Origin of the sequence: Candidatus Litorirhabdus singularis, from assembly GCF_026262625.1 — a bacterium.
GTDB lineage: Bacteria > Pseudomonadota > Gammaproteobacteria > Pseudomonadales > Halieaceae > Litorirhabdus > Litorirhabdus singularis.
This window is the reverse complement of sequence record NZ_SHNN01000006.1, coordinates 45025-58908: the sequence shown is the minus strand read 5'-3', so window position 1 is coordinate 58908 and position 13884 is coordinate 45025. Positions and strand designations below refer to the sequence as shown.

At 54.9% G+C, this 13884-nt stretch carries 13 protein-coding genes; all 13 read left to right on the top strand.

Features of this window, described 5'->3' with window-relative positions:
• Nucleotides 1–48 precede the first annotated feature (48 nt).
• Nucleotides 49–1674: a long-chain-fatty-acid--CoA ligase gene (locus EYC98_RS20505; RefSeq protein ID WP_279247276.1), complete on the top strand. Its 1626-nt coding sequence runs from the start codon at nucleotides 49–51 to the stop codon at nucleotides 1672–1674.
• A gap of 297 nt (nucleotides 1675–1971) precedes the next feature.
• Nucleotides 1972–3549, top strand: a complete 1578-nt coding sequence (locus EYC98_RS20500; RefSeq protein WP_279247275.1) for a FadD3 family acyl-CoA ligase — start codon at nucleotides 1972–1974, stop codon at nucleotides 3547–3549.
• Nucleotides 3546–4082 carry an Lrp/AsnC family transcriptional regulator gene (locus EYC98_RS20495; RefSeq protein WP_279247274.1) on the top strand — a complete coding sequence of 179 codons (537 nt, stop codon included), beginning with the start codon at nucleotides 3546–3548 and terminating at the stop codon, nucleotides 4080–4082. The genes EYC98_RS20500 and EYC98_RS20495 overlap by 4 nt, the downstream gene beginning before the upstream one ends.
• The gene (locus tag EYC98_RS20490) at nucleotides 4079–4546 is read left to right on the top strand and encodes an Lrp/AsnC family transcriptional regulator (protein WP_279247273.1); all 468 of its coding nucleotides are present in this window, start codon (nucleotides 4079–4081) and stop codon (nucleotides 4544–4546) included. Before EYC98_RS20495 ends, EYC98_RS20490 begins: the two co-directional genes overlap by 4 nt.
• A 10-nt stretch (nucleotides 4547–4556) precedes the next feature.
• On the top strand, nucleotides 4557–5432 hold the full coding sequence (locus EYC98_RS20485) for a CoA transferase subunit A (protein WP_279247272.1): 876 nt from the start codon (nucleotides 4557–4559) through the stop codon (nucleotides 5430–5432).
• A gap of 18 nt (nucleotides 5433–5450) precedes the next feature.
• The gene (locus tag EYC98_RS20480; RefSeq protein WP_279247271.1) at nucleotides 5451–6245 is read left to right on the top strand and encodes a CoA-transferase subunit beta; all 795 of its coding nucleotides are present in this window, start codon (nucleotides 5451–5453) and stop codon (nucleotides 6243–6245) included.
• Nucleotides 6245–7315: an NAD(P)H-dependent flavin oxidoreductase gene (locus tag EYC98_RS20475; RefSeq protein WP_279247270.1), complete on the top strand. Its 1071-nt coding sequence runs from the start codon at nucleotides 6245–6247 to the stop codon at nucleotides 7313–7315. Before EYC98_RS20480 ends, EYC98_RS20475 begins: the two co-directional genes overlap by 1 nt.
• Nucleotides 7316–7327: 12 nt before the next feature.
• Nucleotides 7328–8086: an enoyl-CoA hydratase family protein gene (locus EYC98_RS20470; RefSeq protein WP_279247269.1), complete on the top strand. Its 759-nt coding sequence runs from the start codon at nucleotides 7328–7330 to the stop codon at nucleotides 8084–8086.
• A gap of 289 nt (nucleotides 8087–8375) precedes the next feature.
• Nucleotides 8376–9539 carry an acyl-CoA dehydrogenase family protein gene (locus EYC98_RS20465; protein ID WP_279247268.1) on the top strand — a complete coding sequence of 388 codons (1164 nt, stop codon included), beginning with the start codon at nucleotides 8376–8378 and terminating at the stop codon, nucleotides 9537–9539.
• Nucleotides 9540–9544: 5 nt separating this feature from the next.
• Nucleotides 9545–10582, top strand: coding sequence for an acyl-CoA dehydrogenase family protein (locus tag EYC98_RS20460; RefSeq protein ID WP_279247267.1), 1038 nt, complete (start codon nucleotides 9545–9547; stop codon nucleotides 10580–10582).
• Nucleotides 10583–10599: 17 nt separating this feature from the next.
• Nucleotides 10600–11748, top strand: coding sequence for an acetyl-CoA C-acetyltransferase (locus tag EYC98_RS20455; RefSeq protein ID WP_279247266.1), 1149 nt, complete (start codon nucleotides 10600–10602; stop codon nucleotides 11746–11748).
• 66 nt (nucleotides 11749–11814) lie between these two features.
• Nucleotides 11815–12702: an SDR family oxidoreductase gene (locus EYC98_RS20450; protein ID WP_279247265.1), complete on the top strand. Its 888-nt coding sequence runs from the start codon at nucleotides 11815–11817 to the stop codon at nucleotides 12700–12702.
• Between the two features lie 22 nt (nucleotides 12703–12724).
• Nucleotides 12725–13879: an acyl-CoA dehydrogenase family protein gene (locus EYC98_RS20445; RefSeq protein ID WP_279247353.1), complete on the top strand. Its 1155-nt coding sequence runs from the start codon at nucleotides 12725–12727 to the stop codon at nucleotides 13877–13879.
• Nucleotides 13880–13884 lie beyond the last annotated feature (5 nt).

The following is a 13884-nucleotide window of genomic DNA, read 5'->3' as shown; positions in this document are numbered from 1 at the left end:
ATTACAACTCTCTCTTACCGCCATAACCAGTACCGGAGCCCCTAGACTATGAACGGTCTTATGATGAATCAGCCGTTGCTGATCAAATCGATTATTGAATTCTGCGACAAAGTTAATCCCGACGTTGAAATAGTATCAGTAACTGCGGATAACCCGCGTCACCGCTATACCTACCGCGATGCATTTGCACGCAGCCGTCAGTTGGCCAATGTCATAGCCGGGTGGGGCTTGCAGCAGGGTGATCGGATTGCCACGCTGGCCTGGAACGATTATCGCCACTTCGAAGCCTATTACGGTGTCTGTGCCAGCGGCTATGTGTGTCATACGATTAATCCTCGACTTTTTCCCGAGCAGGTCGAATACATTATTAATCACGCGGAAGATCAGTGGATTTTCATTGACCGGGATTTCCTGCCGTTGGCCGAGGGCGTGGCGGCGAGCTGCCCCACCGTTAAAGGCTGGGTGGTAATGACGGATCGTGAGCACATGCCAGATACCAGCTTGGATAACGTGTTCTGTTATGAAGAGTTATTGGAGGGTATGAGCGACCAGTTTGACTGGCCGGAGCTGGATGAAAATGCCGCCTGTGCGCTGTGTTACACCTCGGGAACCACAGGTAATCCCAAGGGTGTTTTGTACTCCCACCGGTCTACTATTATTCATGCCTATGCTTCGGTGATGCCGGATCTGCTGGGCTTGTCCTGTCAGGATGTGGTGCTGCCGATAGTGCCGATGTTTCATGTTAATGCCTGGGGTAATCCTTATGCCTGCCCAATGGTCGGCGCCAAGCTGGTATTCCCGGGTTCCAAAATGGGGGATGGTGCGGAGCTGACGCGGTTGATTAACGAAGAAGGCGTGACCATGTCTGCTGGTGTCCCCACCGTATGGTTGGGGCTGCTTGCACACTTACGCGATACCGGCGAATCGATTGAATCCCTCAAGCGTATTATCGTCGGCGGAGCTGCTTGTCCGCCCTCATTGATGCACGCGATGGATGAACAGGGGGTAGAAACACGAATTGGGTGGGGTATGACTGAAATGAGCCCACTGGGTTCGGTTAACTCGCTAACACCAGCAGTGGCTGCCTTGCCTACGGAGGAACGCGATCGCATGCGGCTCAAGGCGGGGCGACCGGTGTTTGGCGTAGAGATGAAAATTACTGATGATAAAGGCAATGAGTTGCCTTGGGACGGTGTGGCGTTTGGCTCACTTAAAGTCAGGGGTCCCTGGATTTGCAGTAATTACTATAAGCTGGACGGCAGTGATGCTCATGCGGAAGAGGGTTGGTTTGAAACGGGCGATGTGGCGACCATAGACCAGCATGGGTATATGGCGATTACCGATCGCACCAAGGATGTGATCAAGTCTGGCGGTGAGTGGATCAGCTCGATTGAAGTAGAAAATGCTGCGGTGGGGCACCCGCTGGTAGCCGAGGCTGCGGTGATCGGACGGTTTCATCCAAAGTGGAGCGAGCGGCCGTTGCTGATCATAGTGCGTGACAAAGGTGGTGAGCACCTCACTGCGCCTGAAGTCCTGCAGTTTATGGAGGGGAAAATTGCCAAGTGGTGGATGCCTGAAGCGGTTGAGTTTATCGATGCCATTCCGCACACGGCCACCGGTAAGATTCAGAAAACCGAGTTGCGGGAAATCTTTAAGGACTTTGAATTCCAGTAAGCTGGCCGCTCAGGCCGACGCGCCCGGCACCCGTGCGGGCGTTGCTGGCCTCGAATAGTAGGGCCACTTAAGGGCGGCTGAATCGCGCACTATACACGCGGACTACCTGCGTGTTTCTCAAACCTGCTTTATTTGCATAAAAGCTAATCCCGATATAATAATTGGCACTATTCGTAGAATAGTACGCATATTTCTACGCATTTCTATTGTAATGCCCGTTACCAACCCCTACTATTGTCGCTCAATTTTGCCGACGGCGGTGCCGTCGTGCGGGCGGATAGCCAGCGGAGTGACAGCATGTCCCGGGTGCAGACCACAGACAGAACCATGGCGCAGGTAGTGCAGGCCGCGGCTGACCAGTTTGGCGGCCAGGTTGCTATCAAAGACGGCGCAGTTGCGCTGACCTACAACGAGCTCAACGCTGCGCGATTGCAGGTGTCAGCGGCCTGTCACGCGGCCGGATTGGTGCGTGGCGATCGTATAGCGATATGGGCGCCCAACGTATACCAGTGGATTTTGGCGGCTATCGGTGCCCAGAGCGTGGGCATTGTCTTGGTCCCAATCAATACACGTTGGAAAGGCTCTGAAGCGGCCTATGCTTTGAATACGAGCCGTGCAAAGTTGCTGTTTACCGTTGGCGAGTTCCTCGGTCAGAGCTATACCAAAATGCTCGAAGATGAGGATCTTCCTCATCTGGAAACTACCGTGCTGTTGCAAGGCGAGGCCGTGGGCTGTCTCAGTTGGGATCATTTTGTGGCGGCTGGGGCGACGGTTGCGGAAGCAGAAGTACTGGCCTTGAGTGCTGCGGTTAGTCCCGAAGACCCCCTCGATATAGGCTTCACATCGGGTACCACCGGCGCACCCAAGGGTGTGGTCACCGGGCATGCGCAGAATATTCGCGTTTACGAAACCTGGAGTGCGACGGTCGGGCTGCGCAGCACTGACAATTACCTGATTATCAGTCCGTTCTTCCATTCCTTTGGCTACAAAGCCGGTTGGTTGGCGGCGATTATTCGCGGCGCCCGGATCCTGCCGGTACTGACCTTTGACCTTGATGAAGTGTTGGCGCAGATCGAGCGTGACAAAGTAACCATGTTGCCCGGCGCGCCCACTATCTACCAATCGATTCTGGCGCATCCGCGACGGGAGGAGTATGACCTTTCCAGCTTTCGGCTGGCGGTAACCGGCGCTGCGCCAGTGCCGGTAGAACTGGTCAACCAGATGCGCAGCGTGCTGCAGTTTGAGACCGTAGTGACGGCCTATGGGCTTACGGAGTCCTGCGGTACTGTCAGCATCTGTGAGGCGGACGATCCGGCTGAAGTTATCTCGAGTACCTCTGGCAAGCCAATAGCCGGGGTTGAGGTCATTATTGTCGATAGTCAGGGTGACGAATTACCGCGCGGTGAGGCCGGGGAAATCTGGGTGCGCGGTTACAACGTGATGCAGGGTTATCTGGATAATCCCGAAGAAACTGCTAAAGCCATCAACAGCGACGGTTGGCTGATGACCGGTGACGTTGGTGTCATGGATGCAGCGGGCTATATCGATATCACTGATCGTATCAAGGACATGTTTATTGTCGGCGGTTTTAACTGTTATCCGGCAGAAATTGAGAATGCATTGTGCTCACTGCCCGGAGTCGCGCAGGCGGCGGTTATCGGCGTGCCCGACGAGCGCATGGGTGAGGTCGCCAATGCCTGGATTATTGTGCATCCTGATGCGGAGCTTGATTCTGCCGCAATCATAGCCTGGTGCCGCGAGAAAATGGCTAACTACAAAGTGCCGCGGGTGGTGCATTTGGTCGACAGCTTGCCGACCAATGCTTCCGGCAAAGTATTGAAGACCGAATTGAAAGCGATGGTTGCCAGCGCATGAGTCCGGTGGAATCAGCTGACAGCCTGGCCAGCCATATTGAGTTGGATGACGTGGATCAGCGGATTATTGAATTGCTGCGCGAAGATGGTCGTATGTCTTACCGGGCTATTGCGGCGGAAGTCGGTCTTACCGAAGCTACCACGCGTGCGCGCGTCAAACGTCTGGAAGAATCCAACACCATGAAGGTGGTAGCGGTCACTGATTTTGAAGCCGTTGGTTACGAAATGTTGCTGGCGGTGGGGGTGCAGGTAGAGAACCGTTCCCCGGCGGAGGTAGCGCATGATCTGGCACAATTCCCAGAAGTATTTTCCGTGAATGTGGTCATAGGTACCTACGATGTTGAGGCCTTGGTGGTAGCTGCAGACCAGACCGCGCTGGCGGACTTGATCAACAATAAGCTGGCGCGGTTGGAGGGTGTACGTTACCTAACTACTGCATTGGCGTTGGATGTACTGAAGAACCAGCCAGATTGGGTGCCTTTTCATGAGACCCCGGACAGCATTGGTTTCGACAGCAGTGAGTTTATACAGTGAGTAAGCGTCGTCTGGATGCAGTCGACAAACGTATCGTCGAGTGGTTGTCGCGGGATGCCCGCACTAGCAATCGGCATATAGCGGCTGAGTTGGGTGTCACCGAAGGTACGGTGCGGGCGCGCATCAAGCGTATGGAAGAGGAAAAGTTGATCCGGATTACCGCGGTCACCAACATTGACCGCTTTCGTGATGCAGCGCTGGCCTATATCTGGATTGAAGTAGAGCGTAGCAGCCAGGCGCGCGAAGTTGCCGAGCAATTGGCTGCGATGAAGGAATTGGGGTTTGTTGCCTTAATGATGGGTCGTTTCGATATTCTGGCTATCACTATGGTGCGCAACTACGAAGACCTGGCAGAGTTTGTTCATGCGCGTATTACCGGACTGGAGGGTGTGCGCCGTACGGAGAGCACGCTCGGTGTTAATTTTGTAAAACACGACTACCGCATGGCGCGGATAGTCGGCTAGAGGAGAGAAAATGGATAAGCAGATGACGGCAGCGGAAGTTGTCTCCCAGCTTGAAGATGGGATGACCATCGGTATTGGAGGCTGGGGGCCGCGACGCAAGCCCATGGCGCTGGTGCGAGAAATTCTTCGCTCGGATCTCAAGGACCTGACCTTGGTCTCATATGGTGGTGCTGATGTAGGCATGCTATGCGCCGCTGGCAAAGTTAAGAAGCTTGTCTTTGCTTTTGTATCGCTGGATTTTATTCCGTTGGAAGCGCATTTTCGCAAGGCGCGTCAGAGCGGCTCCATTGAAGTGATGGAGATCGATGAAGGCATGATGTTGTTGGGTCTGCGGGCAGCGGCCTGGGGCTTGCCTTTCATTCCTACGGAAATAGGTCTGGGTACTGACATTGTCACCAAGAACCCGGATATAAAGTTGATCGACAGTCCCTATGACGACAAGGAGTGGGTGGCTATGCCGGCGTTAAATCTGGACGCTTCGCTGATTCATGTCGATCACGCCGATGCGCGCGGTGTATGTCAGATCTCTGGCCCTGACCATTACATGGACGACATGTTTGCCCGTGCTGCCAAGAAGACCTATGTCAGCTGTGACGAACTGGTAGACAGCAGTTATTTCAATTCACCGGAGCAGGCGCGATTGGTGTTCTGGGAGCGCGCTGCCACAGCGGGCGTGGTGCACATACCCGGCGGGGCGCACCCGTCATCTTGTTCGCCACTGTATGGTTTTGATGTGCCGCACTTCAAAGAGTATTCGGCAGCGGCCAAGGATGAAGCAGGCTTTGGCGGTTACGCTGACAAGTATCTCGGCGCCAGCGAGGCAGACTATCAGACTGCTGTAGGCGGTCTAGACGCCATTCGTCAAATACCACTTCCCACTTACTGATTAGCCAAGGAGAACACGATGAGTAATGAATATACCCTGGCTGAGCTTTGCATTTGTGCGTCAGCTGAAGCCTTTCGTGATGACGGTGAAGTATTAGCGACCGGCATCGGAGTGATTCCACGTTTGGCCGCGAGTCTGGCCATGCAGAGTTTTAACCCGGACCTGATGATGACGGATTCAGAAGCCTGGATCCTGTCTGCGCCAAATCCGATTGGGCCGCGCGGTGATGATTTTGTGCCCGCGACAGAAAGTTGGATGGGCTTCTCGCGCATCTTCGACAATGTTTGGAGCGGCCGGCGTCACGCTATGCTGGGGCCAACTCAGGTAGATCGCTGGGGACAGTCAAATACCTCGGCTTTGGGCGGCACCTACGATGCACCCAAAACTATGATGCTGGGTGCCCGCGGCTTTCCCGGTAACTCCATCAGTCACCAAAACAGCTTTTTTGTTCCCGGTCACAGCGCTCGCGTTTTCATTGAAGGCGAGTGTGATTTCGTTTCTTCTATTGGCTATAACCCGGAGCGTTTACCCAAGGGACGTTCGCTGGATGATGTTGATATACGCCTGATTATCACTGATCTGTGTGTGATGGACTTTGGCGGCGCTAATCATCAAGTGCGGCTGCGTAGTCTGCATCCGGGCATTGCGCTGGAGCAGGTGCTTGAAAACACTGGCTTCCCGATCGAAGTGCCTGACTCTGTGCCGACTACTGCAGCCCCCACGGCTGAGCAGCTGGCGATTATTGCGGCGCTGGATCCACACAATCAGCGTGCTATGCAGATCAAGGACAATCCTGCGGGAGACCGTTCCTAGTGCTGAAGACACGGCTGACAGAGAAGCTGGGATGCCAGTACCCTATAGTGCAAACCGCTATGGGGTGGGTGGCCGACCCGAATCTGGTCGCGGGTAGTTGCAACGCCGGTGCCTTTGGCTTTCTTGCCGGCGCCACTATTCCGCCTGAGGAAATGGAGCGGGATATCCTGCGCGTCAAAGAACTGACGGATAAGCCTTTTGGAGTTAATTTCCACATGTACCAGCCCAATGCGGCGGCAATTGTGGATATGGTGATAGAGCACGGCGTGCGGGCAGTCAGTTACTCGCGCTCGCCGGGCAAGGAGATGATTACCAAACTCAAGGACGCCGGAGTGTCCTGTATGCCCACCGTGGGTTTGCCCAAGCATGCTATCAAAGCGGTAGAGTTGGGCGCGGATATCATCACCGTGCAAGGCGGAGAAGGTGGTGGTCATACCGGTGCTATTCCTACCACATTGCTGTTACCGCAAGTTGTTGCCGCGGTTGGTGACAAAGTACCCGTGGTTGCCGCTGGTGGTTTCAAAGATGGCGCTGGACTGATAGCGGCTATGGCGTTTGGCGCTGAAGGTATCGCTATGGGTACGCGCTTCTTGATGACCAAAGAAAGCCCGGTGCCCGAGCAGACGCTGCAACGTTATATAGACTGTAAAGACCCCGGCGTCATCATTCGCTCCGAAGCGATGGATGGTCTGCCCCAGCGCATGATTATGAATGAGCTACTGGGTGAACTGGAACGGGCGGGCAATTTGAAGAAACTGATACTTGCCGTACGCAACGGCTTGGCTTTCCGCAAATACACCGGAGCCAGTCTAATCGGTCTGCTTAAATCAGCGGTTGCCATGCAACGCGATGACGGGTTAACCGCGGCTCAGGCGATCATGTCAGCCAACGCCCCCATGATTATTCAGAAGGCTATGGTCGACGGTGAACCCAGTTTTGGTGTTCTGCCCAGTGGGCAGGTCGCTGGTGTAATTGATGAATTGCTGAGTTGCCAAGATCTGGTCAGCGCTATTGTGCTGCAAGCCGAACAACGTTTAACCGAGTTAGCGCAGCGCGCTAACCCCGCCTAGAGGACTTACAAAATGTCTAAGCCATTCAAGATCAGTGTTAACGAGGGCATCGCCGAGATGATTCTCGACCACCCGCCGGTCAATGCCTTCGATAGTCAGGGCTGGTTCGATATAGCCGCTGAAATCGATACGCTGGGTGCGCGCGAAGATGTGCGTGTGATCGTGATTGCCGGTGAGGGGCGCGGCTTCTGTGCCGGCGTTGATATCAAGGAATTGGCCGCTGATGGCAGCAAAATTCTGGATGTGAATCGGGGTAACTACGCTACCTTCAAAGCTATTCACCTCAACCCTGTCCCCGTGATCATTGGACTGCACGGCTTTGTGCTGGGTGGCGGCATTGGAATGGCGGGGGCTGCTGACGTTGTAGTGTGCTCAGAGGACGCCACGTTTGGTGTGCCTGAAATTGATCGCGGTGCGATGGGCGGCGGTGCCCACCTGCAGCGTTTGTTTCCGGTACAGAAGGTGCGCTACATGTATTTCACCGGTGATTTCATTGACGCCCATGAAGCCTATCGCCTGGGCTCGATTGAAAAAGTGGTACCACGTGATCAGCTGCTGTCCGCCTGTCGCGAGATCGCTGCCAAAATCGCCGAGAAGTCACCGGCTATGGTGATGCTGGCCAAAGAGGCTTTGACTGGTATTGAAGATGGCAATCTGGAAGACAAGTATCGCTGGGAACAGGGTTTTACGTTTGAAGCTTACACCATGGAAGATTCCCAGGAAGCCCGCGATGCGTTTGTAGACAAGCGGGACGCCAAGTTTGATTCCTGAGTTTTTTTGAGAGCAGGTTTTAGTGAACATTGATTGGCCGGAGTTTTCTGGTCGCGACAACTACGGTACAGATACTTTTGAGGCCCGCTGTGAATACATCCATGTACGCTCGCCGGGTTCATCCCTGAAACCGACGGTCTCAAAAGCACTGTTAGTTGTCGGTCGCGGATTGAACACTAGTTAGTTTGGCTGTCACCGGTCGCGTCCAGGCAGAGTACTGAAGTAAGAAGTTAGGAAGTAGTGGTTTTTCAAGAGGCAAAACAGCAAGACAAAAGCTGAGATACAAATTATGGATCTAAATTATACAGAGCAACAAAACGCCTTCCGTCAGGAAGTGAAGACCTGGTTGGCCGCCAATGCGCCGGCCCAGCCCCTGCAGAGCTTCGACACCGCCGAAGGGTTCCAGCAGCATCGGGACTGGGAGGCAAAACTCAATGAAGGTCGCTGGGGCATGGTCACCTGGCCCGAAGAACTCGGTGGCCGCGCCTGCGACTTGATCGAGTGGCTGATCTTCGAAGAAGAATACTATCGGGCACGAGCGCCGCTACGGGTCAACCAAAACGGCATCTTCCTGCTGGGTCCTACCCTTATGGAGTACGGCACCGAAGAACAGAAGGCGCGTATTCTGCCGAAAATGGCCAACGGCGAGGAAGTCTGGTCACAGGGCTGGTCGGAGCCCAATGCAGGGTCCGACATGGCTGCGATTCGTGCCAAAGCCGAATTGCAAGGTGACAAGTATATTATCAATGGCCAAAAAACCTGGTCGACGCGTGCCGTGTGGGCCGACTGGTGCTTCGGAATGTTTCGCACCGACCCCGACTCAGAGCGTCATCGCGGATTGACCTTCATACTCGTGCCGTTAAACACCCCCGGGATCACCGTGAGGCCTATTCCGCAGCTAGACGGGCTGCCGGGGTTTGCCGAAATATTCTTCGACAATGTAGAAGTGTCCGTCGACAACCGCCTCGGTGGCGAGGGCGAAGGCTGGGCGGTTGCCATGGCTACTGCAGGCTTTGAACGCGGCTTGATGCTGCGCTCGCCGGCACGGTTCCAGGAAACCGCGCGGCGTCTGGTAGAGCTGTATCGCGAGAATCAGGCCAGTGCCGATGCTGATCCATCGATCAAGAATGCGGTACTGCGTGCGTATATGGACGCAGAAAGCTATTGCCTGACCACCTACCAGACTGCCTGCCGGATTAATAAGGGCGGTAAAATTGGTGCCGAGTCATCTACCAATAAAATCTTCTGGTCAGAACTCGATCAAGCCATGCATGCGACGGCTATGAGCATCCTGGGTGCCCGCGCCGAGCTACTACCGCATGCGCCGGATGCGGCTGGTGTTGGTACCTGGTTGGACGGTTGGCTGTTTGCCCAGTCCGGTCCTATTTATGCTGGTACTAACGAAATACAGCGCAATATTATTGCCGAGCGCATGCTCGGAATGCCGAGGTAGCTGCAATGGATTTTACCTTTAGTGAAGATCAACTGTTGTTTCAGGAATCAGTACGCGACTTTCTGGTCAATGAAGTGACACCCGAGAAGATCCGGGAGTCTTGGGAAAGCGAGACGGGCCGGAGCCCCGAGCTGTGGGCGCAACTGGCAGAGCTAGGTTTAACCGGTATTACCGTGCCTGAAGCGTTGGGCGGGCTGGGTATGAGCGCGCTGGATTTTGTATTGCTGGCGCAGGAATGTGGCTATGTAGCACTGCCTGAGCCTTTAGTGCATACAGCACTGGTTGCCGTGCCACTGTTGACTGACATTGGTGGCGAACTGGCAGCGCAGTGGTTGCCCAAAATCGCCTCCGGTGAGGCGCGGGTAGTCGTGGGCCTGAGCCAAAATCTGTTAGTCGAAGATGCACATACCGCCGACCTGATTTTGCTGCAGCAGGGCGATGATATTCATGCGCTGACGCCGGGACAGTTCAATCTGCGTCACAACGAGTCGGTGGATCCTTCACGTAAGCTGTATGCCGTAGAAGCGACCGCCAGCAATATTGTCTGCAGTGATGTTGCAGTGATAACCGCTTGTCTGAACAGAGGTGCGTTAGGCAATGCAGCTCAGGCCCTGGGCCTGGCTCAGCGCATGGTTGATCTGGCGGTGCAATACACCAGCGAGCGTAACCAGTTTGGTAAGCCTATTGGTTCCTTTCAGGCGGTTAAGCATCATATGGCCAATGTGGCAGTGCAGCTGGAATACGCTAAGGCGCCAGTACACCGCGCCGCCTATGCGGTTGCCAATGACCTGAACTCGGCCAGTGAAAATGTTTCCCACGCTAAAGTGGTGGCTTGCGAAGCCGCTAATCTCGCCGCTAAAAACTGCATCCAGGTGCACGGGGCTATGGGTTATACCTGGGAAGTGGATTTACATATTTTTATGAAGAAGGCCTGGGCGCTCGCCAACAGTTGGGGCGATGCCGGTTTTCATAAGAACCGTATCAACGACTTTATTTTACGTGCAGACACTCCACTAGGGGCTGGCAACACGTTCCTTAATTAACTACAGAGGAAATACTCATGGCAGAAGCCTATATTGTAGACGCCCTGCGCACCCCGACCGGTCGCCGCAGAGGTGGTTTGGCCCATGTGCACGCCGCCGATCTTGGTGCACACGTACTCAAGGCGCTGGTAGAACGCAATGATATTCCCGATGTGGATTACGATGACGTGATTTTTGGCGCCGTCGATACCATCGGGCCACTGGCGGGTGATATTGCCCGCACGTGCTGGTTGGCTGCAGGATTGAGTCAGGAAGTGCCCGGCACGACTATTGATCGCCAGTGCGGTTCTTCGCAGCAGTCGGTGCACTTTGCTGCACAGGCGGTTATGTCTGGTATTAACGATGTCGTTGTTGCCGGTGGCGTACAGACCATGAGCTCGGTGCCTATATCCTCAGCGATGTTGGCCGCCGAGCCGCTGGGTTTTAGCGATCCGTTCTCCGGTTCACAGGGTTGGACTGCGCGTTACGGTGATACCCCCGTATCGCAGTTTAATTCTGCACAGATGATTGCGGATAAGTGGAATTTGTCGCGGCAAGATATGGAAGCGTTTGCCCTGGAGTCACATACCCGCGCGCTGAAGGCTATTGCGGAAGGTCGATTCAGTCGTGAAATCGTCCCCCTGGAGGGCGTCGACATGGATGAGACGCCGCGCGAAACCTCGCTGGAAAAGATGGCGGGCCTGGCACCACTGATGGAGGGCGGTACCATAACTGCCGCTGTCAGTAGCCAAACCTGTGACGCTGCGTCTGCCATGCTGATCGTTTCCGAGGATGCCCTGAAGCGTTACAACTTGACTCCCAGAGCACGTATCCATCATTTGAGTGTGCGCGCTGAAGACCCCATCTGGATGCTGACTGCGCCAATTCCAGCGACTGAGTACGCGTTGAAAAAGGCTGGCATGCGTATGGATGATATGGACCTGGTAGAAATCAATGAAGCGTTTGCGTCGGTGCCGATGGCCTGGCTGAAAGAGACGGGTTTCGACCCTGCCAAGACCAATGTTAACGGCGGTGCGATTTCGCTGGGTCACCCACTGGGTGCGACCGGTACCAAGTTGATGACAACCTTGTTACATGAGCTGGAAAGAACCCAAGGTCAATATGGCTTTCAAACAATGTGTGAAGGTGGCGGGCAAGCCAACGTCACTATTATTGAGCGCCTGTAACAAGACGGCAGCAGCCTAACCTTGTTGAGGTTCGGGTGACAAAGAATGGAATATGAGGAAAGTAGCATGAGTGGAATACTTGACGGAAGAGTGGCGATTATTACGGGTGCCGGTGGCGGCCTGGGCGCGGCGCACGCACGCGTGATGGCTGCCGAAGGCTGTGCGGTTGTGGTTAACGACATTAACACCGAGGCTGCTCAGGCAGTGGTTGATGAAGTCATAGCGGCGGGCGGTAAAGCTGCGGTGAACAGTTCTGACATCACCAACTACGATGACAGCCTGAATGCGGTAAAGCAGGCCATAGCTGAGTTTGGCGGCCTGGATATAGTGGTCAATAACGCGGGAGTTAACCGCGACCGTATGTTCGCGTCGATGACTGAGGCGGAGTGGGACACCATTATGTCCGTGCATTTGAAAGGGCACTTCTGTATCTCCTCACATGCGGTGCACTACTGGCGCGGTCAGGCCAAAGAAGGTCACACGGTAGACGCTCGTATTATCAACACCACTTCAGGCGCTGGCTTGCAGGGCTCTATTGGTCAGTCCAATTACGCCGCCGCCAAGGCTGGCATTGCTGCGCTGACACTGAATCAGGCAGCAGAACTGGGACGTTACGGTATTACTGTCAACGCGCTGGCGCCCAGTGCGCGCACGGGTATGACTACAGCAGTAGAAGTGATGGCCGAACGCATGAAGAAGCCCGACGACGGCAGCTTCGATCATTTCGCCCCGGAAAATGTTTCGACACTGGTGGCCTGGCTGGCGTCTGCGGAATCTGCTGAGGTGACGGGTCGAATCTTTGAATCTGAAGGTGGACGCATCTGTATTTGTGATGGTTGGCGCACCACCGAAGGTGTAGACAAAGATTCCCAGTGGGCACCTGCTGAGATTGGTGAGGCCATGAAAACCCTGTTGGCAAAAGAAGTTCCGGCCCAGAGTGTCTGGGGAAGCTGATTTAAACACGAGCACTTGAGTGATGGACTTTACGTTTACTGAAGAACAATTGATGATCCGCGATACGGCGGAAGCGTTTCTAGCTGAGGTTTCAACCAGCGCTGCGGTACGAGCGGCAATGGCGACTGAGCTGGGCTATGACGCTGAGCTGTGGCAGAAGATCTGCGATGAGATGTTTTGGCAAGCGATTCATATTCCTGAAGAATACGGGGGTATGGGGCTGGGCTACGTTGAGCTGGTTGCTATGCTGGAACAGATGGGGCGCTACCTATTGTGCTCACCCTTTTACTCTACCGTGTGTCTGGGTGTGAACAGCTTGCTGATCGCAGGAACGCCGGAGCAAAAAGCGGAATACCTGCCGCGGATTATTGAAGGCGCTACCGCGACGCTGGCCTATACCGGCAGCAATGGTCGTTGGGACGCAGAGGCGGTAACCGCTACTTACGTCCGCAGTGGTGACGAATATGTTCTCAATGGCAGTTGGCGTTATGTGCCAGATGGCCACAGCGCGCAGCTGTTGGTGGTCGCTGCGCGGGAGGAGGGCAGTAGCGGTACTTCAGGTATTACTCTGTTTATCGTCCCGGCTGACAGTCAGGGCATCACTCGCGAGTGGCTGCCGACCATGGACCAAACCCGCAAGCAGGCGCAGATTGTGATGGCCGATGCGGTTATGGCGCCAGAGTCGGTGATGAATGAGCCGGGTAATGCCTGGCAGCTGCTAGAGCGCATTATTGGTCTTGCCACGGTGGCGGTTGCTGCCGAGCAGGTGGGCGGTGCCCAGCAGGCCCTGGATATTACGGTCGCTTATACTCAGGAACGAGTGCAGTTTGGTCGCGTCATAGCCGGCTACCAGGCCATTAAACACAAAGCAGCAGACATGATGGTCAAAGTGGAGGCGGGACGTTCGGCAGCTTACTACGCGGCCTGTGTTGCCGATGAGACGTTACGCGGTGGCAGCTTGGCGTCAGAGTTGGGTGATGCGGCGAGTGTAGCTAAAGCCTGGTGCAGTGATGCCTTCTTTTTCAATGCGGGGTGCGGCATTCAGTTGCACGGCGGCGTTGGCTTTACCTGGGAGTACGATATTCAGTTGTACTTCAAACGGGCCAAGTCCAGCGAAACCTTTTTGGGCACTGGCGCCTGGCATCGCGATTCTATCGCCGCCAGTTTGCTTGATTAAGCCGG